This is a genomic window from Sagittula stellata E-37 (assembly GCF_039724765.1).
Taxonomy (GTDB): Bacteria; Pseudomonadota; Alphaproteobacteria; order Rhodobacterales; family Rhodobacteraceae; genus Sagittula; species Sagittula stellata.
In genome coordinates this window covers 3910175-3933848 of record NZ_CP155729.1, presented here as the reverse complement: position 1 = coordinate 3933848, position 23674 = coordinate 3910175, and the positions used below count along the sequence as shown (strand labels likewise).

Annotated in this window: 20 protein-coding genes; 12 read left to right on the top strand and 8 right to left on the bottom strand. The window is 64.1% G+C overall.

Annotation, left to right across the window (positions count from 1 at the left end):
* The first annotated feature begins 80 nt into the window (after positions 1-80).
* From ABFK29_RS18770 to ABFK29_RS18745, 6 genes are read left to right on the top strand one after another with little or no spacing between them, the layout of a single operon-like run.
* Positions 81-1154 (top strand): ABC transporter ATP-binding protein, encoded by a 1074-nt coding sequence (locus tag ABFK29_RS18770; protein ID WP_005861196.1) that lies wholly within the window; start codon positions 81-83, stop codon positions 1152-1154.
* Positions 1151-2086 carry an ABC transporter permease gene (locus ABFK29_RS18765; protein WP_005861195.1) on the top strand — a complete coding sequence of 312 codons (936 nt, stop codon included), beginning with the start codon at positions 1151-1153 and terminating at the stop codon, positions 2084-2086. Before ABFK29_RS18770 ends, ABFK29_RS18765 begins: the two co-directional genes overlap by 4 nt.
* Positions 2083-2886 carry an ABC transporter permease gene (locus tag ABFK29_RS18760; protein ID WP_005861194.1) on the top strand — a complete coding sequence of 268 codons (804 nt, stop codon included), beginning with the start codon at positions 2083-2085 and terminating at the stop codon, positions 2884-2886. The genes ABFK29_RS18765 and ABFK29_RS18760 overlap by 4 nt, the downstream gene beginning before the upstream one ends.
* Before the next feature lie 43 nt (positions 2887-2929).
* Positions 2930-3946, top strand: coding sequence for an extracellular solute-binding protein (locus ABFK29_RS18755; protein WP_040604838.1), 1017 nt, complete (start codon positions 2930-2932; stop codon positions 3944-3946).
* A 50-nt stretch (positions 3947-3996) separates the two neighbouring features.
* Entirely contained in the window at positions 3997-5655 is a 1659-nt protein-coding gene (locus ABFK29_RS18750; RefSeq protein ID WP_005861190.1) for an amidohydrolase, read from the top strand.
* A complete protein-coding gene (locus ABFK29_RS18745) occupies positions 5642-7246 on the top strand; it encodes a GMC family oxidoreductase (protein ID WP_005861188.1) in 1605 nt (534 codons plus the stop codon). Before ABFK29_RS18750 ends, ABFK29_RS18745 begins: the two co-directional genes overlap by 14 nt.
* A 263-nt stretch (positions 7247-7509) precedes the next feature.
* On the opposite strand, the gene ABFK29_RS25175 is transcribed toward ABFK29_RS18745, so the two are convergent.
* From ABFK29_RS25175 to ABFK29_RS18705, 8 genes are all read right to left on the bottom strand, one after another.
* Positions 7510-7821, bottom strand: a complete 312-nt coding sequence (locus ABFK29_RS25175; protein WP_005861183.1) for a hypothetical protein — start codon at positions 7819-7821, stop codon at positions 7510-7512.
* Between the two features lie 249 nt (positions 7822-8070).
* Positions 8071-8640 (bottom strand): DUF2478 domain-containing protein, encoded by a 570-nt coding sequence (locus ABFK29_RS18735; RefSeq protein WP_232281589.1) that lies wholly within the window; start codon positions 8638-8640, stop codon positions 8071-8073.
* A 20-nt stretch (positions 8641-8660) separates the two neighbouring features.
* Entirely contained in the window at positions 8661-10502 is a 1842-nt protein-coding gene (locus ABFK29_RS18730) for a glycosyl hydrolase (protein ID WP_083803485.1), read from the bottom strand.
* Complete coding sequence (locus ABFK29_RS18725) at positions 10503-11615, bottom strand: P-loop NTPase (protein ID WP_005861177.1); 1113 nt, start codon at positions 11613-11615, stop codon at positions 10503-10505.
* Between the two features lie 3 nt (positions 11616-11618).
* Positions 11619-12383 (bottom strand): ethylbenzene dehydrogenase-related protein, encoded by a 765-nt coding sequence (locus ABFK29_RS18720; protein ID WP_005861176.1) that lies wholly within the window; start codon positions 12381-12383, stop codon positions 11619-11621.
* Between the two features lie 11 nt (positions 12384-12394).
* Positions 12395-13120: a molecular chaperone TorD family protein gene (locus tag ABFK29_RS18715; RefSeq protein ID WP_005861175.1), complete on the bottom strand. Its 726-nt coding sequence runs from the start codon at positions 13118-13120 to the stop codon at positions 12395-12397.
* 29 nt (positions 13121-13149) lie between these two features.
* On the bottom strand, positions 13150-14130 hold the full coding sequence (gene clrB, locus ABFK29_RS18710; protein ID WP_005861174.1) for a chlorate reductase subunit beta: 981 nt from the start codon (positions 14128-14130) through the stop codon (positions 13150-13152).
* Between the two features lie 27 nt (positions 14131-14157).
* Positions 14158-16890: a molybdopterin-dependent oxidoreductase gene (locus ABFK29_RS18705; protein ID WP_040604859.1), complete on the bottom strand. Its 2733-nt coding sequence runs from the start codon at positions 16888-16890 to the stop codon at positions 14158-14160.
* A 212-nt stretch (positions 16891-17102) separates the two neighbouring features.
* On the opposite strand from ABFK29_RS18705, the gene ABFK29_RS18700 reads away from it, so the two are divergent.
* From ABFK29_RS18700 to ABFK29_RS18675, 6 genes are all read left to right on the top strand, one after another.
* Positions 17103-19484, top strand: coding sequence for an ATP-binding protein (locus tag ABFK29_RS18700; RefSeq protein ID WP_157136551.1), 2382 nt, complete (start codon positions 17103-17105; stop codon positions 19482-19484).
* On the top strand, positions 19481-20224 hold the full coding sequence (locus ABFK29_RS18695) for a response regulator transcription factor (protein WP_040604858.1): 744 nt from the start codon (positions 19481-19483) through the stop codon (positions 20222-20224). Before ABFK29_RS18700 ends, ABFK29_RS18695 begins: the two co-directional genes overlap by 4 nt.
* Positions 20225-20465: 241 nt before the next feature.
* Positions 20466-20582 (top strand): cytochrome c, encoded by a 117-nt coding sequence (locus ABFK29_RS18690; protein WP_005861169.1) that lies wholly within the window; start codon positions 20466-20468, stop codon positions 20580-20582.
* A gap of 18 nt (positions 20583-20600) precedes the next feature.
* Positions 20601-20792, top strand: a complete 192-nt coding sequence (locus ABFK29_RS18685) for a hypothetical protein (RefSeq protein WP_005861163.1) — start codon at positions 20601-20603, stop codon at positions 20790-20792.
* A gap of 561 nt (positions 20793-21353) precedes the next feature.
* Entirely contained in the window at positions 21354-22136 is a 783-nt protein-coding gene (locus ABFK29_RS18680; protein WP_005861162.1) for an IclR family transcriptional regulator, read from the top strand.
* Positions 22137-22145: 9 nt separating this feature from the next.
* Complete coding sequence (locus tag ABFK29_RS18675) at positions 22146-23672, top strand: class I adenylate-forming enzyme family protein (protein ID WP_005861161.1); 1527 nt, start codon at positions 22146-22148, stop codon at positions 23670-23672.
* Positions 23673-23674: the final 2 nt, after the last annotated feature.

The following is a 23674-nucleotide window of genomic DNA, read 5'->3' as shown; positions in this document are numbered from 1 at the left end:
CGTTTATTCCCCCCACGCGCGGCTCCGACCAGGGGGCCCTGCAAGACCGGCCTGCGCGCCTGATCCATGGGAAGAACCGAATGAGCCGCCAAACCGCTGTCGAAGTGATCAACGTGTCGAAGAGTTTCGGCTCCTATCAGGCATTGCGCTCGGTCGAATTCAAGATCCGCGAGAACGAGTTCTTCACGATGCTGGGCCCCTCGGGCTGTGGCAAGACCACGCTTTTGCGGATGATCGCCGGTTTCGAGAGCCCGGACAGCGGCAGCCTTTTGCTTCAGGGGCGCGACATCGTCGATATTCCCCCGCACAAGCGGCGCGTGAACACGGTCTTCCAGAGCTATGCGCTGTTTCCGCATATGACGCTGGCCCAGAACGTGGCCTTCGGCCTCGAAAATCTCGGCTGGGAGAAGGCGCGGATCACGGCCCGCGTGGGCGAAATGCTGGAACGGGTGCACATGAGCGCCTTTGCCAACCGTAAGCCCGACCAGCTCTCCGGCGGGCAGCGGCAGCGTATCGCCCTGGCCCGCGCGCTTGCCGCCGAGCCCGAGGTGCTGCTGCTGGACGAGCCGCTTTCCGCGCTGGATCTCAAGCTGCGGCAGGCCATGCGCGACGAGCTGCGCACGCTTCAGCGCGACACCGGCATCACCTTTGTCTTCGTGACCCATGACCAGGAAGAGGCGCTCGACATGTCCGACCGCATCGCGGTTCTGGGCGGCGGCGAGGTGCAGCAACTCGGCACCCCCTCCGAGATCTACGAGGAGCCGTCGAACCGCTTCGTCGCGGATTTTGTCGGAGAGACGAATTTCGTCGAGGTCGAGGTGCTGGAGGCGACCGACACCAGCGCGACGGTCCGCACGCCCTTCGGCCCGGTCATCACCGCGCCCTCTTCGACGCGCATGGGGCAGGGCAAGGCGACGCTCTCGATCCGGCCGGAAAAGCTCAACCTCGGGGACCAGGTGCAGGGTGTCGGTTTTCAGGCCGATGTGGTGAACAAGCATTATCTCGGCGGATACACCCATTACCAACTGGCCGTGGGCGGCGTTGAAATCCGGGCCTCGCGGCGCAATGCCTCGCGCGAGGGCGATGCCATCGCGGTGGGCAGCAGCGTGCATGTGGGCTTTGTCGAAAACGCGGCGCGGGTTCTGGCCGCATGAGCGAGGCAACCGGACATCATGCCGGCGCGGAAAAGGTCACAGCGCCGCAGGCCCTGCGCCGCCCGATCAACCTGGCCTATCTGGGGCTGGTGCCCTCCTGGGTTCTGATGGGCTTTGCCCTGATCCTGCCGATCTTCATCATCGCCGCGGTCTCGGTCGCCGTCAGGGGCGCCTATGGCGGGTTTGACTGGGGGCTCGACCTGTCGGGCTATCGCCAGATCCTCTTCAACGAGGGCTGGACCGGCGAGATGGAGTTCACGCCGCAATACCTGATCATCATCCTGCGCACGATCCTTTTGGCAAGCGTGACGACGCTGCTCTGCCTGCTTTTGGCCGTCCCCGTAGCCTACTGGATCGCGCGGCAGCCCGGTCACCGCAAGTCGCTGCTGGTCTTTCTCGTGACGCTGCCGTTCTGGATGTCGATGATCCTGCGGGTCTATGCTTGGATGATCATCCTCGGCAAGGACGGCCCGCTGCCGCGCCTGCTGGAAGCGCTTGGCGCGCCCGCCGGCCTCTCACTGATGTATAACGACGGCGCGACGCTGGCGGCGATGGTCTATACCTATATCCCACTCATGGTCCTGCCGGTCTTCGCCTCCATCGAAAAGCTGGACGGCGCGCTGATCGAAGCGGCGCACGATCTTTACGGCAACCGCTGGACAACCCTGCGCCGGGTGATCCTGCCGCTGACCGCCCCGGGCATCGCCTCCGGCGCGATCCTTGTCTTCGTGCCGGCCCTTGGGGCGGTGCTCGAGCCGATCCTGATGGGCGGGGGCAAGCAGATGATGATGGGCTCCCTGATCCAGCTGCAGTTCGGCGGAGCCCGCAACTGGCCCTTCGGGGCGGCCATCGCCATGACCCTGCTGGTGGTGGTGATGCTGGTGCTGATCGCGCTGGCCCTGCGCAGCGCCCGCAAGGAGGTCGCGGCATGAGCAAGCAGCACGACGTCAAGAGCTATCCCGGGCTGGGGCTGATCAGCATTGCGTTCTTTGTCTATCTCTACACGCCGCTGCTGATCGTCATCCTCTACTCGTTCAATGCCAACCGCATCACCAGCGTCTGGACCGGGTTCTCGTTCAAATGGTACGCCTCCGCGCTGCAGAACGACGCGCTGATCGCCGCGCTCAAGACTTCGCTGACGGTGGCCCTCATCGCCACCTCCGTGGCCACGACGATTGCGCTGCTGGCGGCGCTGTCGATCATCCGCGGCAGGAACGTCCGCTTCCGCAAGCTCTCTGAGACCGTGGTGAACCTGCCGCTGCTTTTGCCCGAGATCGTGCTGGCGGTGGCGACGCTGATCCTATTCTCGCTGGTTGGCGTGCAGAATGGCATGCTCAAGCTGGTGATCGCGCATTCGGCCTTCTGCACCCCCTTTGCCTTCCTTCCGATCCGCGCCCGGTTGCAGGGCATGTCGCTGGATTACGAGGAAGCGGCGACGGATCTCTATGCCTCGCGCTGGGTCGTCTTTCGCCGCGTGACGCTGCCGCTGATCTTCCCGGGGCTGTTCTCGGGCGCGATGCTCGCCTTCCTGATCTCGATGGACGACTTCATCACCTCGAACATGCTGAGCTCGGGCGGCACGACCACCTTGCCGGTCTACATCTTCTCGCTGATCCGCGTGGGCACATCGCCAGAGCTCAACGCCGTGGCGACCCTGCTCATCCTCGGTTCGCTGGTCCTCGCCACGATCGCGCTGACGGTCGCGGCGCGCGGTCAGCGCACCGGCTCATGATCCCCAATCACACCAACCACCCCCCCAACAGGAGAGACACAACATGACCGTATTCAAGACGGCAACGGCAATGGCGCTGCTCATGGGCACCTCGGCGATGGCCGAAGGATCGCTGAACCTCTACGTCTGGTCGGAATCCATCGCGCCGGAACTGATCGAGAAATTCGCCGAGGAGTATGACGTCGACGTCAGCGTGGACGGCTATACCTCGAACGAGGACCTGCTGACCAAGCTTCAGGCCGGATCCTCGGGCTATGACATCGCGGCGCCCTCGCAGCACTTCCTGCGCATCATGATCGACGAGGGCCTGATCGAGAACTTCGGCGCCGACAAGCTCGAGGCCTATGGAAATATCCAGGAGGCCTACCGCAACCAATGGTGGGACGAGACCCAGGAATATTCCATCCCACTGGCCTATGGCACGGCGGGCTTTGCCGTGAACACCGATCAATATGACGGTCCCACCGACAGCCTGAAGTACTTCTTCGAACCCGAGGGCGCGCTTGCGGGCTCTATCGCCATGCTCTCCTACCCGGACGAAGTCGTGGGGGCCGCCCAGCTCTATCTCGGCGTGCCCTTCTGCTCGGAAGATCCCGACGAGATGAAGCGCGTGCTTGACCTGCTGATGGCGCAGAAGGAACACGTGGCCGCCTATTCCTCGGACAACATCGCGGGCCGTCTCGGCTCGGGCGAGGTGGCTTCGCACTTCTGGTGGGATGGTGAGGTCGTACGCGCGATCGCCGACGGCGCGCCGCTGGAATACGCCATGCCCAAGGAAGGCCTGGTCGGCTGGATCGACAGCATGGTGATCCCGAAGGGCGCGCCGAACCGCGAGAACGCGATCAAGTTCATCGAGTTCATCTCGACGCCCGAGAACGCGACCATCGAGATGAACTACTACTCGCATTCCTCCCCGATGACGATCATCGACGCCGACAAGGAATTCACCGAGGAAAACGCGCCGGCGCTCTACCCGACGGTGCCGGTCGAGATGTCGCGCACCTGTAGCCCCAAGGCGCAGGACCTGGTGACGCGAGTCTGGACCCAGTTGCTGCAGTAATCGATAAGGCGGGGGCCAGAAGGCCCCCGCATTGCCCGCGGGAGCCCCGGATGCACGCCGATCTTGTCTTTCTGAACGCCCGGGTGCGCCCGCTCTTTGCAGCCCCCGGCACGACGGCTGTTGCGATCCTTGATGGGAAGATCGCGGCGCTGGGCGGCGATGATGACATCCGCGCGTTCATCGGGCCGCAGACCCGCGTAATCGACGCTGGCGGGCGGGAACTCTTGCCCGGCTTCATCGAAAGCCACCTGCACCTTTTCATGGGCGGCGCCACGCTGTCGATGCTGAACCTGGGCGAGGTCTTTGGCCTCAAGGCCGTCAGCACTGCCTTCCGAAGCTTCATCGACGAAACCCCGGATGCGCCCCTGCATTCGGCCTTTGCCGCGAACTACACGATCTTCGGCGAAGACCGTCGCCCCGACCGGCACCTGCTGGACCGGATCAGCCCGGATCGTCCGATCTTCATGTCCTCGGTGGATCTGCATTGCGGCTGGGCCAATACCCGCGCGCTCGAATTGGCCGGGGTGCTGCGGGGCGCCGAGGTCGAACCGGGCTCCGAGGTGGTCATGGGCGAAGACGGGCTGGCCACCGGAGAGCTGCGCGAATTCGCGGCAATGAGCTTCGTGCAGCAGCTCTCCGAGCTCAAGGGGCGGGACAGCCTCGGCAACCAGGGGCTTGAGCCGGAGACAGACGCCGCGCGGGCGTATGACCGTGGCCTGCTCCGCCTGGCCGGGGAGTATTGCGCGCGCCATGGAATCACCAGTGCCGTGAACATGGACGGCAATCCCTACCAGGCGGGGCTCCTCAGGGATCTGGCGTTGGCCGGCGAGATGCCGGTGCGCGTGAGCCTGCCGCTCAAGCTCGATGAAAGCGACGGGGTGGCCGGTGTCGCCCGGATCGAACAGTTCGGCGAGGAAGTGCCCGGCTGGCTGCACTTCCGGCGCATCAAGCTCTTCCTCGACGGGGTCTATGACACCTGGACCGCGCTTACCGTCACCGATTATCCCGACCGGGCGGGCTTCCGCTCCGAGCCGCTGATCGCGCCGGACCTATTCAACGCGATCTGTATCGAGGCCGACAGGCGCGGCTTGCAAGTGGCGACCCATGCGGTCGGCGACGGTGCCGTGCGCGCGGCGATCGACGGCTACGAGGCCGCCGCCCGCGCTAACGGCCCCCGCGATGCCCGCCACCGGATCGAACATATCGACACGATCACGCCCGAGGATGTCGACCGGCTGGCGCCCCTGGGGATCGTCGCCTCCATGCAGCCGGTGCATCCTCCGGGCTCTGCCGGGCTGCCTCTGGAGCCGACGACCTCGATCATGGGACCTGCACGCTGGCCCACGGCGTTCCCCTGGCGGATGATCCGGGATCGGGGCGTGCCGCTGGCCTTTGGCACGGATTGGCCGGTGTCGCCACTTTCGCCGCTTTACGCCATCCACTGTGCTCTGACCCGGAGCCCCTGGCGGGACGACATGCCGGACCAGCGGATCACGCTGGACGACTGTCTGGCGGCCTACACCACGGGCGGGGCCTATGCGGATTTTTGCGAAACACATCGCGGCGCGCTGACGCCGGGGCTGGCCGCCGATCTGGTGCTGATCGACGGCGACCTCGACGGATTGGCGCAGAGTGCCGAGGCCGCGACGGTTGCGATGACGATCTGCGACGGGCGGCTGACCTATTGGGGCGACGATGGAAACCTTTGACTACATCATCATCGGGGCCGGATCGGCCGGATGCGTACTGGCCAACCGACTATCCGCCGACCCAAGCACCCGTGTGCTCATCATCGAGGCCGGGAAGGGGCAAAGCGACCCGCGGGTGAAGATCCCGGCAGGCATCCTCGCGATGTATGGCCGGCCGCGCTTTGACTACGGCTACGTGGGCACGCCCCAGCCGGAGCTGAACAACCGCCGCATTCCCGTGAACCGCGGCAAGATGCTTGGCGGATCGTCCTCGATGAACTCGATGCTCTATATTCGCGGGGCGGCGCAGGATTACGACGACTGGCGGGATCTCGGCTGCGAGGGGTGGGGCTGGTCCGATGTCCTGCCGGTGTTCAAGGATCTGGAGCGCAACAGGATCGGCCAGGATCCCGCCTATCACGGCACCGACGGGCCGCTTTACGTCAATCGCCCCAAGGATCCGAACCCGGTCTGCGACGCCTTCATCGCAGCGGGCGAGACGCTTCAGCTTCCGCATAACACGGATTTCAACGGGCCCTCACAGCTGGGGCTTGGGGTTTATGATGTCACGCAGCGGAACGGTATCCGGTTTTCCTCCTACAACGCGTTTCTGGAGCCGGTGCGCCAGCGCAAGAACCTCGCGATCTGGACCGACACCGAGCTGCGCCGGCTTCTGGTGGATCAGGGCCGCGTGACCGGCGTTGCCCTGTCCCGCAACGGCGAGGCGCTTCAGGTGCAGTGCCGGGGCGAGGTGACCCTGAGCGCGGGCGCCATCGGCACGCCGATGGCCCTGATGCAATCGGGTATCGGGCCCGGTCAGGTCTTGCAGCGGGCCGGGATCGAAGTTGTCCATGATCTGGCTGGAGTCGGGCAAAACCTGCGCGACCACGTCGATGGCATGATCACCGTGCGGAGCCCGTCGGCGCGCACGCTGGGGCTGTCCTTTGCCAACAGGCGCCGTCTTCTGGCCGCCCCTTTTGCCTTTGCCGCGGGGCGCAAGGGCGAGCTGTCGACAAATTACGTGGTCGCGGGCGGCTTTGCCAAAACGCCGCTGGCCGGTGACCTTCCGGACGTGCAGTTCCATTTCGTCCCCGGCTATCGCAGCCATCGCGGGCGGCTGATCGAATGGGGCCATGGCTTTGCCGTGCATACCTGCGTGCTGCGCCCCAAATCCGTCGGCGAGATCACCATCTCACGTGAGGGGGGCGACCTGACACCCATGATCGACCATCGCTTCTTCTCTCAGGGCGATGACGCAGAGGTCCTCGTGGAGGGTATCAAACTGGCCCGCCGGATCTTTGCGGCCGCCCCCATGGCAGACCTGAACGGGCAAGAAATCCTCCCCGGACCCGACGTGCAAAGCGATGCGGAAATCCTCGCCTACCTGCGGGCCGAGGCGCTGACCGTCTATCATCCGGTCGGCACGGCAAGGATGGGCCGCGACGCGCTGTCGGTCGTCGATCCGGCCAGCCTGAAGGTGCATGGCATGGACAACCTGCGCATTGCCGACGCTTCCATCATGCCGACCTTGATCGGGGGCAACACCAATGCACCGACGATCATGATTGGCGAGAAATGCGCCCGCATGGTGGGGCAATCCCCCCAATCTTAAGGGGATACGGAAGTAGAGTTTTCTCGGCAGGATGAACGAGGAGATTCCGATGAAGAAGACACGATTCACCGAGGCCCAGATCATGCGCGTGCTGCGCCAGATGGAGTTCTGAAGTGGTCCTGAAAAACTGTACGGTCGGACAAGGTGTCTTCCAGACCTTTGAATGGACAAGAGAATGGCGAAGTGCGGTGGGTTTACAGAATGGCTTGAGGCGAAGGTGGCACTGGAAGTGCAGCGCGGAGACTGGACATTGCAGGAAATTGCTACCCGGCAACGGTTTGGCTGATATCCTTGATCGGAGGGGCACGTTGACGCGCGCGGCGGCTGGCATCGGTGTCCTCGTAGCGCGCCCGTTTCCGGCCAAGGCGACGCTGCTCCGAAAGCCCGTCTTCCGGGTAATTCCGGCAGAGCGTCGCGTGGTTCATGCTGATGCCCTGCCGTTCCGGCAGAACGCCGATCCGTCTTTGACCGGGCCATGCGCGGAACGATTTCCGGACGATGACCAGTCCGACAAGGCTGAGCGCTTCTGTGCGCGCCTCCGCCTCGCAGCATTCTCGTAAACGCGGCGTCGGCAAAAGGTGCCTTGAGGGCGCTTTGACACCATCAGGAAGGAACAGGCGGGTCAGAGAGCTTCCCCGGGCGGCGATGTGGGGCCCGCACCCGGATTTTGCCCGCAGTGGGAAAACGGTCGAACGGTCCGGCAGCGGCCCGAACAGCCCAGCCGCAGGCTTCAGGCTCTACACATTTGTGAAACGACAGCTCGGGATTTTGACAATCGGATGGCCCGCGACGGTATGCGGTACGGGCAAAGATCAGACTGGTCGTTAGCGAACCGAGCGCGCGTTTGGCCCGAGGTCGTGCAGATGCGTTCGGCACCAGTTGAGCAGGGTGGTTTCACAGGCGTCCAGCCGCACCTGGAAACCGGCCGAGAACTCGTCGAATGCCGTCTGGTTCATGGCGTTGACGCAGGTCAGCACCGGCACGCCCATGGAAATGGCCTCACCGATCAGCGTGCGAAAGCCCGCGCCGCATGCCTCTTGCTTGCCGAACTTGTTGACGATCAGTACATCCGCATCCGGCGCGAAGGACGCGCCGACGCAGGCGACGGCGGTCTCCAGCGCGCCGCTGTCCAGGCGGCAGCCGCGCGCGCCAAGGCCGAGACTTTGCGACACCCTGATCTCCCGCCCCTCCGGCAGGAGACGGATGTCCATGTCGCACCGCTGCCCGTCGTGCCGGTCCCGATTGACCTGAATGGCGCCGTGCACCCGGAGGCCCTGCGCGATCAGACGCTCGGCAACGTGGCTCAGGAGCATGTCTCCGACACCGCGATCCTCGGACCGGATGTAGCCCAGAAGGGGGCGCTCGACCGCGATTGCCGTTGCGGTCGCGCGCATGGTTTCTCTCGTAAAGGCCGTCATTCGACGTCACGGCACAGGATCGTCCCGCCATCCCCCGCAGCGAAATACCGGCCCGCGTCATTCACGGCGACCGCCCGTAGGCCGGCCGTGGTGCCCGTCGGGTCCATGTGCCAGCGCTGACCGTCGAACCGGGCCGCGGCGCCTGCCGCGCCCACGGCCACGACATCGGTCGCGGTGCCGGTCAGGGCCAACAGGTCGTTGCGCGCCCGCGCCGGGGTGATGTGCCACCGCGATCCGTCGAAATGGCCGATGGTTCCGGACAGGCCGACAACGAAGATATCGCGCAGGGACCGCCCCCAGACGTCGAACAGGAAGTGCTCGGTCCCGGCGTTGAACTCGTCCCAGCGCTTGCCGTTCCACCGCATGATCTGGCCGAAGTCGCCGACCGCCAGCAGATGCTCGGCGTCCATACCCCAGAGGCCGTAAAGCGCACTTTTGGTGCCGGAGGGCATGCGCTCCCACTCCGCGCCCGCCCAATGAAGCACCAGACCTTCGTCGCCGGCGGCAAAGATCTGCCCGTGGCCATCGGACCACAAGGACAGGATCGTGACATCCATGAACAGGTCGAAGTGTTTGCTCCAGGCGGTGCCGTCGAAGTGGTGCACTTCGCCGAGCTGACCCGCCGCCAGCAATCCGCCATCCGGGGCGCGGGCCAGGTCGTGGATGCCAAGCGTGCCCGCCGGTGGCAGCGCCTCCCACTTGCCGCGATCATGGACCAGCACGGTGCCTTCCTCGCCGCAGGCAAAGAGCATGTCCTGTTCAGGATCGTGCCACATCCCCCAAAGCTGGCGGTCCGTGCCGCTGTCCATCGCGGACCAGTTCGCCGGGTCCTCGCCGGGCTGGATCGCGGGGGCAAAGCAGGTCAGTGCGTCGCTGCCTCCCACCAGAAGACTGCCGTAATCCCCGACCGCCATCACCTCGCCCGAGGGTAGGTCGACGAGGCCCAGAAGGTCGTGGCCCGTGCCGCTTTGCAAGCGGTCGATGCAGTCCTTGCGGATCAGGTGGATCTGACCGGCATCGCCGAGCGCCAGAAGGCCCTTGCCGGTCCGGCCCAACGCCCGGAAGCGGCTGAACTCGGTGTCGGGGAAGAGCTTTTCGAAGCGTTCGCCATCCCATTCGACAAGATCGCCGCGAAAGCCGTTGGCCTGGATGAAATACCGGCCCCCGGCCAGCAGGACACGCCCGTCGGGCAGGGCCATCGCTGCTGTGAAATTGGAGGCAACGGGGCAATCGAGGACCTCCCACACGCCTTCGGAATTGCGCAGAACCACCGTGCCATCGCCGCCCGAGGCCATCACACGACCATCGTCCAAAACGATGACGGCGCGCAAATGGGCGCGGGTCCCGGCATCTTCGACCGACCAGTCCGTGCCGTCGAAATGCAGGATTCTGCCGCGATCTCCGACCGCCCAGGCGTGCCCGTCCGCGCGGCCGCAGATGGCGAACAGCGGTGTGTTCTCTTCGACGGAGGCGTATTTGCCCTTCGCGTCGACCACGCAGCCATGCACCTGGTGCCAGACCTCTCCGTCGTGGTGCAGGATTAGGCCCATCCAGCCGACGGCCCAGAGGTTTTCCCGATCCGTGCCCCAAAGCGCATGGATCGGCACGGGGGCGGGGCTTGGCAGGCGGACCCACTCCGCGCCATCGAAATGGTTGATCGCGCCGTGATCGCCGACCACGAAGAGGCCGGCCTCATCCGTCCAGCCATCCCAGAACACGTCGTCGGCGCCGGCTGGAAGGCCTTCTACCGAATACCAGCCCTCTGCCGGCTCTGGCTGTGCCCCGAACTGACCGCGAAAGAACCCGCGACGTGAAACCGTCTCAACTGCTCCGTCCATTTATCCGCGTCCCTTTGCCGGTTGCGAGGCCTGTTTCAGTCTGCTCGCCTCCTGGTTCAGCAGATCCGAAAGCTCGGCACCCAGGACATCGCCTTCGGCCAATGCCGACATCGCCGCCTGCAAATCCTCGTCATTCAGGTTTTCGGCAAAGACGTCCTGCATGGTTGCGGCGACCGCCTCGTGAAACCCTGCGCGTCCCAGCGCCGAGACCGCTTCGATCATCGGCGCGAAGGCGCGCGCCACCACGCTGTCGGGCATTGCGGTCACGACGGGTTCGCCGCGGTCGGACCCCAATGCGAGATCGGGCGAGAGCGGGATCTCGGCAAGTTTTCTGATGTCGAGTTTGCCCAACGCCTCGGCGACGCCCGCGTCCGGAAACAGGTGGAATTCCTCGTGACAGTTCGGGCATTGCACGCCGGCCATGTTCACGGCCGCACCGATGACAGGCAGGCCGCGTTCGCGGCAGAACCGCCCGGCCTTGAGGCTGTCCATCTGTGCCACCGCCTGCGGCGAAGTCACCAGAACCGCCGAGACGTTGCTGCCTTCGAGCATGTCGCAGAGCGTGATCAGCTCGTTGCCGGTGCCGGGGGGCATGTCGACCACCAGAAAGTCGAGCGACCCCCAGTCGAAGCTGCCGATCAGGTGGTGGATGAAGTCGTGCTTGTAGGCATCGCGCCAGACGATCGGGGTGGTGTCGTCTTCGAGCATGAAGGCCAGCGATCCGACCTCGACCGGGTGGTCGATCCCGTCGGCCACAAACCCATGGGTCTGCAACCCTGCCGGGGTGGTGCGGATCTTGGCGCCGGCGAAGCCGAAGAACCGGCTTTGGTTGGGGCCGTGGATGTCGGCATCCGCGACACCCACGCGAAAACCTTCGCGCGCCAGCCCGGCGGCCAGATTGGCGCTGACCGTGCTTTTGCCGACGCCGCCCTTGTTGGCCAGAACGACGATGATTTGGTCGATCTCCTGCAAGCGGCGTTCGATCAGAACCTTGTTGTGGTACGGCTTGTCGAGCTTGCAGCCCGCTTCCTTGGGGCAGAACTGGCAGGCGTGGCCCAATCCGCAATCGGTCTTGGTGACGCTTGCCTTTTCTTCAGGGGTCAGGAAATCCATGGATCACTCCGATGCCATGTCGAGAAGGACCCAGCCGTCCGAGACGCGCTTGAACCCGTCGCGCTCTTTCTCGGCACCCTGCCAGACGGCGAACGCCATGGGCACCACGTCGCGGTTCAGCGACACGTCATGCGCGCCGTCGTCCTCAAGCGGGCGCGACATCACCACTGTCCATACGTTGGGGTCGTCGTCCTTTTCGGTATACAGGCTTTGCCCGCTGACCGGCTGTTCGTCCAGAAGCGTGGTGCTGCCGGGACCGCCAGCCGCAAGGTTCTGCACCGCGTCCTTGTCGGATCGCCAGTACCAGATGTTCACCGTGCTGTCCGGGCCATCCCCCATCATGTAGGATGTCACGTCGTCGCCCATGGAAAACTGCACCGCGACACCGTCCCGGAACCGGTCAAAGGCGGTTTCGGTATTCTGCGTGTCGTCGGTCCAGCGCAGCCGGACGTAGAACCGGTCCGACGTCTTGGCGAGGTTCACGTAAAGATAGCTTGTCTCGGCGTCGTAATTGACCCTCAGCTCCACCGACGGGTGCACCGCCGGGGCCGGCATCATGGCAACGCGGTATTCGGGAATGCGCTCCCAGATGATGTCTTCGGGATCGTTGACGGTGCGCAGGTAGATGTCGTCGGGAATGGTCGAAACCTCGACGGTGTCGTAGGCTTCGAGCAGTTTGACGTTGCCTTCGCCCAGGGACTGCGCCGCCGACAGGGTCGGAGCCGACAGCAGGGCCAATGCGGTCAGGGAAGCAATCGTTGTTCGCATGGTGGGTCTCCTTATCCCCAGAGGTTCTGTGCCGCCGGTTCGGCGGAAACGCTGCTGGTCTTGGGCGCATCGGGGTCGTTGAACGGGCCGACCCGGACCTCCAGTTCGTTGATCTGGATCTCGGCCCAGGCACTGAGGTCCTGCACAAGCTGGCTGATCGTCGGGTCCAGCAAAGTGACCGGATGACGTCGCAGCAATCCGGCGACGGCCTCCAGCGTCGGGCCAAGATAGCGGCAGAGGAAATCGCGCTGCGCCCGGCGATAGCCGGAGGCATCCTTGCCCTGTGCCAGCGCCGTCGCCTCGAAGTGGCACAGCACCGCCATCATCTCCAGCATGCTGGCCAGATGGTCGGGTTCGTCGGTCTTGCCCTCGTCGCCAGTGGCCGGTTTCAGGCCGAAATGCTTGTAGAAGGCCGCGACGTTCAACATGAAGGCCGGCCGGGTCAGACCGGCGAGGATGTCTTCGTGGTCGCCGGCCAGCAGGGCCGCAACGGGCTTGCCCCCCTGTCCATGCAGGAAGGCGCTGATGTAGCCCGCCTCGAAGTTGGCGAAGTCCGGCGAGACGGGCATTCTGGGCCAGGGCGCGCCGGTGGCATCGCCCCAGGCACCGCTGAATGCCTCGTGGAACTGCCCGGAGGCGACGGCGTCGAAGAACTCCACGGACGGATGCCCGAAGGCCAGCGCCGAAAGGCGCCAGATGCGTTCCTTGGCCCGGGCCCGCGCGGGGCTGTCGCCCATGGGCGGGCGTGATTTTACCGCGACCGACATCAGCTTAGCTTGAACATTTCGGCGTGACGATAGCCGATCAGGGTGTCCATCAGCTCGCTCTCGCCGCCTTCGGCCTTCTTGGCGCGCTCTGCGGTGATCGTCTCCAGCGCCGCGCTGACGCCGTCGCCGAACAGGCTTTCGAGATAGTCGAGCGGCACGCGGGACTCGGCGGTCGCGCCTCCGGCCTCGTCGATCTTCGGCGGCGACAGCGGCGGCACGTAGAAGACGTTGGGCTGCGTTCCCATCTCCGGGTACAAGGGCAGGGCGACCTTGTACTTGTCCACCAGCGTGTGGATCGGGCCGTCCTCATCGTCGCGATAGCCGATCCAGCGGATCCGGCCGACGCACTGCTTGGCGCAGGCGGTGGGCAGGCCCTTCTCGATGCGCGGATAGCAGAAGATGCACTTCTCGGACTTCGAGATTTCCTCGTTGAAATAGACCTTCTTGTAGGGGCAGGCAGAGACACAGTATCGGTAGCCGCGGCAGCGTTCCTGGTCGATCAGGACGATGCCGTCTTCCTGCCGCTTGTAGATCGCGTTGCGCGAACAGGCGGCCAGACAGGCCGGGTTTGCGCAGTGATTGCAAAGTCTTGGCAGGTAGAAGTAGTAGGAGTTCGGGTAGTCGCCTTCGCCCTCGTCCTCGTCCCAGTTCGCGCCCCAGGTGGGTTTGACGTTGGGACGTAGCCACGGGTCGGTGCCGGTCATCAGCGCTTCTTCGTAGTTGTACTCCCATGGCACGCCGTAGTCCTCGGCGCTGGGTTCCTTGCCCAGGCGCAGGGCGCCATCCTCGTCGAAGCCGCCGCCCATTTCGTGGAAGTTCTTCGGATAGCCGGTGCCGGGCCGGGTCTCGACGTTGTTCCAGTACATGTACTCGCGACCGTTGCGGTTGGTCCACTGCAGTTTGCAGGCGGATGTGCAGGTGTGGCACCCGATGCACTTGTTCAGGTCCAGAACCATGCTGAGTTGACGTTTCACAGCCATTTCTTATTCCTCCCTCTCACGCGGCTCTCAGGCCGGCTCCACGTCAACGCCGCTTTCGTGCGCGAGCTGGTTTGCGTTCCATTTGAAGAGCTTGAAGCCAAGGTGGCCCCATCCGCCCGCCAGTTCCAAAGGCTGGATCAGCGTGGCCATGGTGTTGTTCATCGGCTTCCACTGCTCGTATTGATACGGCTCCCAGCCGTGCTCCATCATGATCGAGCTTTCCGGCAGGCTGGGGTAGAACTTGGCCTGGGCAAAGAACTCGCCCGCGCTGTTGAAGATCCGCACCTTCGAGCCGTCGGTGATGCCCTTCTGCGCTGCCAGTTTCGGGTTGATGTAGATGTTGGGTTCGCCCCGCTGCAGCCGCAGCATGAACTTGTTCGAGCGCCAGTTGGAGTGAATGCCCCACCGTGTGTGCGGCGAGTAGTAGTTCAGCGGGTAGTTCGAGGCCTCCGACCCGGCGTGATGCCGCGCAGTCGGGACCACGGCCCCCAGTTTCTCGAAGGTCGGATGGTCGCAGTAGAAGGTGACCCGCCCCGTGAGGGTGTCGTAGGGCTTCTTGTCCTCGGTCTGGGCCACGAAGGGGTTGTAGGGCTCGTCCACAGGCAGCGGCTGGTTGTTGCCCCCCACGGCATTCATCACGATGAAGCCCTGTTCTGCTGCGTCTTCCAGCGACACGCCACCCATCTCGGGGCTGTTGTCCACGAGCCATTTCGTGGCGTCGTAGTCGGTCATGATCGTCTGGTTCATGGTGTAATCGTCATGGATCGTGTGCAGGTCGCGGCTCACGTCGCCATCCTGATATCCGCTGACCCCGCGTGCGATGGCACGCTCCTGGATCTTGCGGGTCAACAATTCCATGATGTCCCAGTCCGGTTTGGCCTCGCCAATCGGATCGACCGGTCTGGAGAACACGTTGATGAAGCGGTGGAAACCCACCCCGCGCAGATCCCAGGCCTCGTAGTGGCTGGCGGCGGGCAGCAGGTAGTCGGCCCATTGCGCCGTGCTGTCCATGCGGATGTTGATATCGACGAAAAGCTCTTCGACCTCTTCGAGGATGCGCTCGCGGTACTTGTCGACGAACTTGTTGCGCCGGAACTTGTTGTCCGCGATCGAGATCAGGCCCTTCATATCGCCGTGATAGGGCATCCACCCTTCGCCGATACTCTGGTCGATCATCTCTTCCATTTCGTCGATGTTGAAGCCCACGCGCTCTTTCAGCTTGTCGGCGTCATAGTACTTGCGCGCGTGCTCGATCATGTGGCCGCGCTGGAACTCGCCCAGACCGCCCGGTTCGAGCCGCGGCAGTTTTTCGAACCCGTACAGCGCCAGTTGCAGCCACGGGCCATGGTTCCAGTCGATCCAGGACGTGTCCATCCCGCCGGTCTTGCCGCCATGCCCGGTCAGCGCCAGCATCAGCGCCTGCGCCCAGCCGGTGTAGATACCGTTGGAATACCGGCCGACGTTGAACCCCAGCATCAGGATCGCCTTCTTCGCCTTGGCAAAGTTGCGCGCTTCGGTCCGCACGGTTTCGGCGGCAATGCCGGTGATGTCCGCCATGGCTTCGGGTGTGTGTTTCGACGCCTCGGCGCGGACCTTTTCAAAGACGGTGGTGACCTCGATCCCCTCGACCGTGAAGGTGCCTTCCAGAGCCGGATCGACACCGTCGAGCGCGATGGTCTTTTCCTCCGACGCCATCGTCCCCTTGAGCATCACGGGGGCACCGGTGTTCAGGTCCCAGTGGTAGAAGTTCTGGTCCGAGCCGCCATCGACCAGATCGGCCTCGCGCAGCATCTTGCCGGTGTCGGTGCGGACCAGAACCGGCAGATCGGTCTGTTCCTTGACGAATTCGGGTTTGTAGAGCTCCTCCTCGATGATCACGTTGACCATCGACATCGCCAGGAACGGGTCGGCGCCCTGTTTGATCGGCATCCAAAGATCGGCGTGGATCGACGACGGGTTGTAATCCGGCGCGACCGAGACGATGCGGGCGCCGTTGTACTTGGCCTCCCACAGGTAGTGTGCGTCCGGGATCCGTGTCACGCTGGGGTTCAGAAGCGACATCATGATGTAGTCGGCATCGAACCAGGCGTCCGAGGTAAAGCTTTCCAGCGGGTTGCCGTAGGCCAGATGCGCGCCAGTGTTGAGGTCGCCCACATCGGTGAAGATATCGAGCTGCACCCCACCGACCAGGGAGGCAAAGCGGTAGGGCGCAGCGAAACGGACCATCGACTGGTTGCCCGACCCGGTGTGGGTCATCAGCTTGCCGGGACCGTATTTCTCGAAGATGTCGATCACCTTGTCGGCGATCTCTTCGGTGATGTCGTCCCACTCCATGCGCTGCCATTTGCCTTCGCCGCGTTCGCCGACCCGCTTCATCGGGTAGCGCAGGCGGTCGCCCTCATACATGGCGGCGGAATGGATCGAGCCCTTCTGACAGCCGCGCGGGTTGGCATCGGGCACGTTGGGGTTGATCTGGGGGTATTTCGCCAGCTGCTCTTCGCGGATGACGATGCCATCCTTGACATAGATGTCGAAAGCGCAGTTGCCGATGCAGTTGATGCAATGCGCGGCCTTGCCGATCTTGTCCCAGGTGAATTCCCGGCGATAGAGGTCTTCCCAGTCGCGATAGGGGTATTCCTCGGCCAGGGTGTCGCCGATAGGTTCAAGCCGGTTCAAGGACCATGCCTTGTTCGCGGCCAGAACGCCGGCACCGGCAAGTGACGATGTTTGCAGGAACTCACGACGCTTCATGCGCAGCATGTTCATCCTCCCTTTGGCTGTGCGCCCAGTTGTTTGGGTCGATCATTGAATCACACGTTAGAGGAGGAGCGCCCGCCAAAGGCTGCAAAGTTGTTACGTCATGTAAACGAGTTGTAAACGAACGGTGCCTAGGGTTTGTGCAAACGGCAAAAGTGGTCTTATCGTGGTCAAGCGTTGCTTCTTGGGGGAGGGCCTGACGGGCCGAGATGCCGATGCCAACAGATACGCCAGCAGATTTGCCAGCCAACACGTCGTCCGGTTTCGGACGTAACAGCAGTACCGACGCACTGACCGATTTCCTTGAACAGCGCCTCGACCGCCTGGTCGACCAATCCATCGAGATCGCAAAAACAAACGGTTACGCGCCCTTCACCACGACGATCCGCGCCGCGTGGGTGGAGGCGATTGTCAGCGTCACCGACGCCCTCGGGTCGTATCTCGCGGGCAGCGACGATGCCCCGAGCGGCCCGCTCGCGACGCTCGACTATGCGTCGGACCCGCGGTTTTCGCGCATGCGCATGATCGCCCGGCTGCATCGGTCGCAGGGCATAACGCTCCAGATGTACCTTGGCTTGTTCAAGCACTTCCGCAATCTCTACGTGTCCGAACTTGCCAAATTGCCGGGGGGCGTCACCGCGCAGGAAGCCGTCCGGGTCCGGGACTTCTTTGACGACACCGAGCTCAGCATCACCGCGGACTGGCACCACCACGACGACAACCGGCGCCTGCGCGAACTGCAGGAACGCTCCCGCGCTGTCACTCTGGACAAGGACCGGTACTTCGCCGTTTTCGAAAGCCTTCGGAACGCCGCCTTCCTGCTGGATCATGGCGGCCATCTGGTGAATGCCAATCAGGCGGCGGCGGAGTTGTTCCTGGGCCGCGACGCGCAGGCGGGGGACATCATCTACCTGCGGTCCATGCGGCTTCGCAAAAGGTCGCTGCAAGCGGTCGTCGACAAGATCATGGAGAACGCCGAGGCCTCGGACGACCCAGTCTGGCTCGACACCCTGGACGGGCCGCGCTGTTTCGATGTCCGCACCCGCGTCCTGCACGATGCGGTCGAGAACACGGCCCTCGGTCATGTGGCCCTGTTGAACGATGTCACCGCACATTTGCGCGACGCCGAGGAAGCCAAGCAGTCAGAGCGTGGCATGTCGCGGTTTCTGGCCACCATGAGCCACGAAATCCGCACGCCTCTGCACAGTGTCCTGGGCGCGGCCGAACTGTTGCGCACCGCCGATCAGGCCAATTCGGAGATCTTTCTCGATGTGATCGAAGGGGCGGGCAAGGCGCTGCTGCAAACTCTCAGCAATGTGCTGAACTACTCGAAATTCGAAAACGAGCCACCCGTGCCGCGACCGGTGGACACGGATCTGTTCGAGGAAATCCGGGTCTACAAACGCATTGCCACCATCGGACGCAATGTTGTCCGCACGCCGCTCGAATTCGACATCGGCGCCGATGTTCCGAAGTCGGCGCATATCGACTGGGGCATGATCCAGCAGGTTCTCAGCAACCTGGTGTCGAATGCGCAAAAGGCCGACAACGGCGATGGAGTCGCCGTTTCGATCCGGCGCATTGCATCCGAGGCCGGCGGCGAGACCCTGCGTTTCGAGGTGCGCGATCATGGTCCGGGCCTGCCGGAGCATGCCGCCACGGCCCTGTTCCGCCCGTTCGAGAACACCAGGCCCCGCGACACCGGCAATGGCGGGTCGGGTCTTGGGTTGGCGATCTCTCATCATCTTGTGGAGGCCATGGGAGGCCGGATCGGGTATGAGAACCTCAGGAAAGGCGCATTGGTGTGGTTCGAAGTGCCACTTGTGCAATCCAAGACGTTGGGGTCGCTGGGCCCGCGATATCAAAGCCTGACGACCCGCAGGGTGCCGCATGCCAAGTCGTGCATGCTGATAGACGACGACCCGATCGGCGCCAACGTGACTGCCCACCAACTGGAGCGTATCGGCCTCGATGTCACCCGCGCCGCCTCGTTCGAAGAGGCAAAGCGGCATGCCGCACGGGCCGAGTTCGACGTCTATGTCGTCGATTACCTTCTGCCGGATGGCGATGGTCCGACGCTTGCTCAGTACCTGAAACAACGGACCAGCAGCCGGGCCAAGTTCCTGGCGCTCACAGCCAATGTCGACGCGCTGCTCGGGCGGTCTACGGGCTTCGACGAGGTGCTCGCAAAGCCGGCGGGTCAGGTCAGCCTGTCATCGGCCATTTTCGGATCGGGCGCCTGCGGTCGTGCAAGCGGTCCGGCCGGCGAGGACGATCTGGAGAACCTTCAGGGACTTACGCCGGGAACGGTCAAGGCGATGATCGACATGTTCGCGGCGACCTGGTCGGATTTTCGCCGGGAGTTGCAGGCGCCCGATACGCCGCGGCATGTGCTGGGGCTTGCCGCGCACCGGCTGGCCGGAAGCTGCGCGATCCTTGCCCTGTCGGAACTGGAGATTGCGCTTCGCGATCTCGAAGCCGACTGCAACGACGAAAGCTCTCCCGTCAACCTGGCCGCACATCTGCCCGCGCTCGACCGGGATTTGGCGGATCTCCGGTCCTGGCGGCGGCTGACTGCGGCATGGGCCGCGGAATGACGGTCAGAACGCATTCCGCCCGCCCGCAGTCCGGCGCGAAAAGGGCCACAGTCCTGTGCATCGACGACGACCCGCTCGTGCAGTTGATGCTGGAGGATATCGTTGCCGGAGCAGGGGCGGATTTCATCATTGCCGGGTCGGCGCGCGAGGCCGAGGACGTGCTCGCCGACACGCCTTTCGATCTGGTCCTTCTCGACCGGCGCCTGCCGGACAGCGACGGCCTTTTGTTGCTGCACGCGATCAAGCGGGAAAGCGACTGCCCGGTCATCATCCTTAGCACGATGGACAAGTCGCGGGACAAGCTTCTGGGGATCGGGCTCGGCGCGACCGAATACGTGACAAAACCGTTCAATCCGTTGGAACTGAGCAGCCGTATCAGGCAATTGCTGAATGCCCATTCCGATACGTCCAACCAGGCCGAGCACAGTATCTTCGAGATCGCCGGCATGACCTTCGACCCGCGCAGCCGCAGGCTCGATACCGACGGTCAGCATGTCATCCTTGCACCGGCCGAAACGCGGCTGCTGCATGCCCTTTTGCTGAACGAAGGACAGGTGCAGACTCGGGATCAGCTTTCGCAATTCACGTGCGGGCGGGAATGGTCTCCGGGCGACCGCACGGTCGACGTTCTGATAAACCGTCTTCGCGGCCGTATCCGAGCCTTTCCGGTCACGATCGTGACGGTCCACCGCGCGGGCTATCTCCTTGTTCCACAGGTGGAAGACGCCCCAAAGCAATAGGCGGATCGCACCGAGCCACGACGTGTTGCGCGTGTCTAATTGCCACGGCGTCCAGGCGGGTTCGGCGCCGCAGCCTGCGCTTCGGGCGCGCCGTCGCGGAGCCGGCGTGCCTCCATCAGCCGGACCCGCTCCCGCCCAATGCGAACACCGCCCCGCCTGACCTGTCGCAGGCCCGCACCCCGAGCATGGCGATGGAAGGCGGCGCAATGGCGGGGGCAGGAACAAGGAGGGCTTGGCGCGGATGAAGTTCATGAAGACCATCGGCGACGAGATGGAGGTGCTCGGGTCGATGGCCAAGGGGCAGACCGCCTTCGACGCCGCCGCCGCCAACGCTGCCCTGACGGAGGTCGCGGCGTAGACGGCGTTGACCGCACCGATGTTCGAAACGCGTGCCCAGGGCCCGAAGTCCGAGGTTGTGCCGATCATCTGGGCGGCGTGGGACGACTTCGCCAAACGCGCGTCCGATGCGGAAACCGCTGCCGGAGTTTTGGCCGGGACGATCACCGTTGAGACGGACCTTGGCCACGCGCGGGATGCAGGTCTTCGGGGCGATGTCGTAAGCTGGTAGAGGATGGCCAAGACCGGTCCCCCGACGTGAAGGCCGGGCGCGCGGAGGCACGATGATGAGCGCCGTCTTGCCCATCGCCGTCTGCATCATTTCCGCTGCCTGGGGCGGGGCAGGATGGTGCCGGAATTGGTCATTTCTTGCTTTTGGGCCAAGGGCTCGCCGCGCGGTTTCGGTGGCCATGGCATGCGTGCTTCACAGGGCCTGCATCTTCGGTCGCGTTTTCATGGCCGCCGCGTTGGCACGCCCCGGGAATTCATATGCAAGGTCTGCGGTTCAGATCAGGGTCGATTCCTTGTTTCCGGCTACCGGACGGAGTGCCGGACACCTGCGTCCTCTGGTCGGGAAGGGCTGGTCGTGCCCGCAAACAGGGTGCGGGGGCGCCGATTCAGGCGAGATTTCTGTAAATTCAAAAGTTATTTAATACATGTATTTGTGAGAAAGTATATCGAATAATGATAAGAAAAGATTGTATTTCGACATAAATTGTTTGCATCACGACATGCCGAAACGCATGACTCCCGAGACATGTGCCCGAAGAAACGGGGACGTCGGGGAGGAAACGTGCAGGACGAGAACGAAGCCAGCCGGGGGTCCGAGACGTCGCTTGCGAAGGCCATTCGGCTTCTGCCGATTGTGGCGGAGCGCAACGCGACCGGGGTTAACCTGTCGACCATCGCGCGCAAGGCCGACCTGACTCCGGCCACCGCACGACGGCTGTTGCAGGGGCTGGTCGATGGTGGGCTGCTGAGTTTCGATCCCTATTCGAAGATTTACACATTGGGCATCGGGCTATTCAATCTTGCAGGGGCGCCCGGGTCGCCGCGCCAGTTCGACAGTCTGCGCATGAACCTGCGGCCCGTGGTCGAGGAGGTCGCGGCGCTGTCCGGTGACACGGTTTACCTGACCGTGCCCTTCGGTGACGAGGCAATCTGCATCGACACCGCGACCGGCTCTTACCCGATTTCGGCGAACACTCTGCACGTTGGGTCGCGGCGTCCGCTCGGTGTGGGCGCGGGCAGCGCGGCGATTTTGGCCGCCATGCCGCCGGACCGGCGTGACAGGCTGATCGCATCGCACCGCGAAGTCTATGGCCGCTACGGCGAGCTGACCACGGCAGAGGTGCGCCGCATGGTCGCCCATTGGCAGAGCCATCGGTTTCTCGTGAACAATTCGATGATCATCGCGGGCGTCAGCGCGATTGCCGTTGCCGTCTTCGACGCGTCCGACACCCTGCTTGCCGGCCTGTCCGTCTCGGCGCTGAAGACGCGGCTGGGCGGAAAGCGGCGCAAGGATGTCGTTTCGATCATGACGGGCGCGCTGGAGCGCGCCGGTTTCAAGACCTGAGGACAAGACATGTATCCCATCCATTTCTTCGATCGCGCAGCGCGCCTGTGGCCGGACCATGTCGCGGTCGAATGCGGCGGCGAGCGCGTCACATACAGCGACTTGCAGGACCGGGTTCAGGCGCTGGCAACGGGGTTGCAGGCCATCGACCCGGAGTTCGGATCGCGGGTCGGTATCTGCTGTTACAACACGGTCGAGCATCTCGTGGCGTGGCTAGCGGTGCTTGCGGCGGGCAAGGTCTGGGTGCCGCTCCAGCCGATGAATGCACAGGAAGAGCTGTTGCGTTCGGTTGAGCTCACCCGGGCGAGCATCGTCATCGTGCAGCCGGAGACGGCGCAGAAGCTGTCCGGCGCGCAGGCACAGTTCGTGATGGCCGATGCGCGGTCCGACAAGGCCGACACCACGGCGGCGCTTTGCCGGACATACGCCGGTCAGTCGCCCGAGGCAGGGCACCTGCCACTTTCGGCAACCCAGGCCATCAAGTTCACCGGCGGCACGACCGGGCGACCCAAGGGCGTCATGCAGCCTTACCGGGCGTGGAACACCAATATCGCCATCCAGATCGCGGCGTGGTCTCTGGGGGAGGGGCAGCGCTACCTGGCCGCGGCGCCGATCACCCATGGCACTTCGACGTACATCCTGCCGACGTTGGCGACCGGGGGCACGCTGGTGCTGCTGGACCGCCCGCGCCCCGAAGAGACGCTGCATTTCCTGCAGGCGGAACGGATCACCACGACCTTCGTGCCGCCGACCGTGCTGTACATGCTGATGGAGTTGCTGACCGTGCGCGATGCCGACTATGCGCACCTGAAGAACCTGATCTACGGCGCGGGGCCGATGCGTCCCGAGGCGATTGGCCGGGCGCAGGAGATCTTTGGCCCGTGCCTGGCGTCCACCTACGGCCAGACCGAGGCACCGCAGATCGCCACGATGATCTCGGCCCGGGAACTGGCCGATCCGGAGAAGCGCACATCCGTCGGGCGGGAGACGCTGCTGTCGCGTGTCGAGATGATGGGGCCGGACGGGCAGATCCTTCCCCCCGGCGAGACCGGAGAGATCGTCATTCGCGGCGACCTCCTGATGACCGGTTACTGGGATCAGCCCGAGGCGACGGAAAAGGCGCTGAAGGACGGCTGGCTGCACACCGGCGATCTGGGTGTGAAGGATGAGGACGGCTATGTCTACATCCGCGGCCGCGCCAAGGAGATGATCATCACCGGCGGCTTCAACGTCTATCCCGCCGACGTCGAGACGGTGATGGGCGAACACCCCGACATCGTCGATTGCGCGGTCTTCGGCGTGCCCGACGACAAGTGGGGCGAGGCCGTGCATGCCGCCGTTCAACTGCGCGACGGTGCGCGCGTGACCGGGGCGGCAATCATAGCCTTCGTCAGGGAAAAGCTGGGGCCGGTGAAGACGCCGAAATCGGTGCGCTTCATGGCGGACCTGCCGCGCAACGCCATCGGAAAACTACAGAAATCGCAACTTGCCGAACAACATCTCGCCGAGATGGCGGTTGCAGTGAAGGAGGGATGACC

Bases quoted from the DNA above. Each gene is read 5' to 3' on its own strand.
- ABFK29_RS18770 (WP_005861196.1), top strand. From the start codon at position 81: ATGAGCCGCCAAACCGCTGTCGAAGTGATCAACGTGTCGAAGAGTTTC.
- ABFK29_RS18765 (WP_005861195.1), top strand. From the start codon at position 1,151: ATGAGCGAGGCAACCGGACATCATGCCGGCGCGGAAAAGGTCACAGCG.
- ABFK29_RS18760 (WP_005861194.1), top strand. From the start codon at position 2,083: ATGAGCAAGCAGCACGACGTCAAGAGCTATCCCGGGCTGGGGCTGATC.
- ABFK29_RS18755 (WP_040604838.1), top strand. From the start codon at position 2,930: ATGACCGTATTCAAGACGGCAACGGCAATGGCGCTGCTCATGGGCACC.
- ABFK29_RS18750 (WP_005861190.1), top strand. From the start codon at position 3,997: ATGCACGCCGATCTTGTCTTTCTGAACGCCCGGGTGCGCCCGCTCTTT.
- ABFK29_RS18745 (WP_005861188.1), top strand. From the start codon at position 5,642: ATGGAAACCTTTGACTACATCATCATCGGGGCCGGATCGGCCGGATGC.
- ABFK29_RS18735 (WP_232281589.1), bottom strand. From the start codon at position 8,640: ATGCGCGCGACCGCAACGGCAATCGCGGTCGAGCGCCCCCTTCTGGGC.
- ABFK29_RS18730 (WP_083803485.1), bottom strand. From the start codon at position 10,502: ATGGACGGAGCAGTTGAGACGGTTTCACGTCGCGGGTTCTTTCGCGGT.
- ABFK29_RS18725 (WP_005861177.1), bottom strand. From the start codon at position 11,615: ATGGATTTCCTGACCCCTGAAGAAAAGGCAAGCGTCACCAAGACCGAT.
- ABFK29_RS18720 (WP_005861176.1), bottom strand. From the start codon at position 12,383: ATGCGAACAACGATTGCTTCCCTGACCGCATTGGCCCTGCTGTCGGCT.
- ABFK29_RS18715 (WP_005861175.1), bottom strand. From the start codon at position 13,120: ATGGGCGACAGCCCCGCGCGGGCCCGGGCCAAGGAACGCATCTGGCGC.
- clrB (WP_005861174.1), bottom strand. From the start codon at position 14,130: ATGGCTGTGAAACGTCAACTCAGCATGGTTCTGGACCTGAACAAGTGC.
- ABFK29_RS18705 (WP_040604859.1), bottom strand. From the start codon at position 16,890: ATGCTGCGCATGAAGCGTCGTGAGTTCCTGCAAACATCGTCACTTGCC.
- ABFK29_RS18700 (WP_157136551.1), top strand. From the start codon at position 17,103: ATGCCAACAGATACGCCAGCAGATTTGCCAGCCAACACGTCGTCCGGT.
- ABFK29_RS18695 (WP_040604858.1), top strand. From the start codon at position 19,481: ATGACGGTCAGAACGCATTCCGCCCGCCCGCAGTCCGGCGCGAAAAGG.
- ABFK29_RS18690 (WP_005861169.1), top strand. From the start codon at position 20,466: ATGAAGTTCATGAAGACCATCGGCGACGAGATGGAGGTGCTCGGGTCG.
- ABFK29_RS18685 (WP_005861163.1), top strand. From the start codon at position 20,601: ATGTTCGAAACGCGTGCCCAGGGCCCGAAGTCCGAGGTTGTGCCGATC.
- ABFK29_RS18675 (WP_005861161.1), top strand. From the start codon at position 22,146: ATGTATCCCATCCATTTCTTCGATCGCGCAGCGCGCCTGTGGCCGGAC.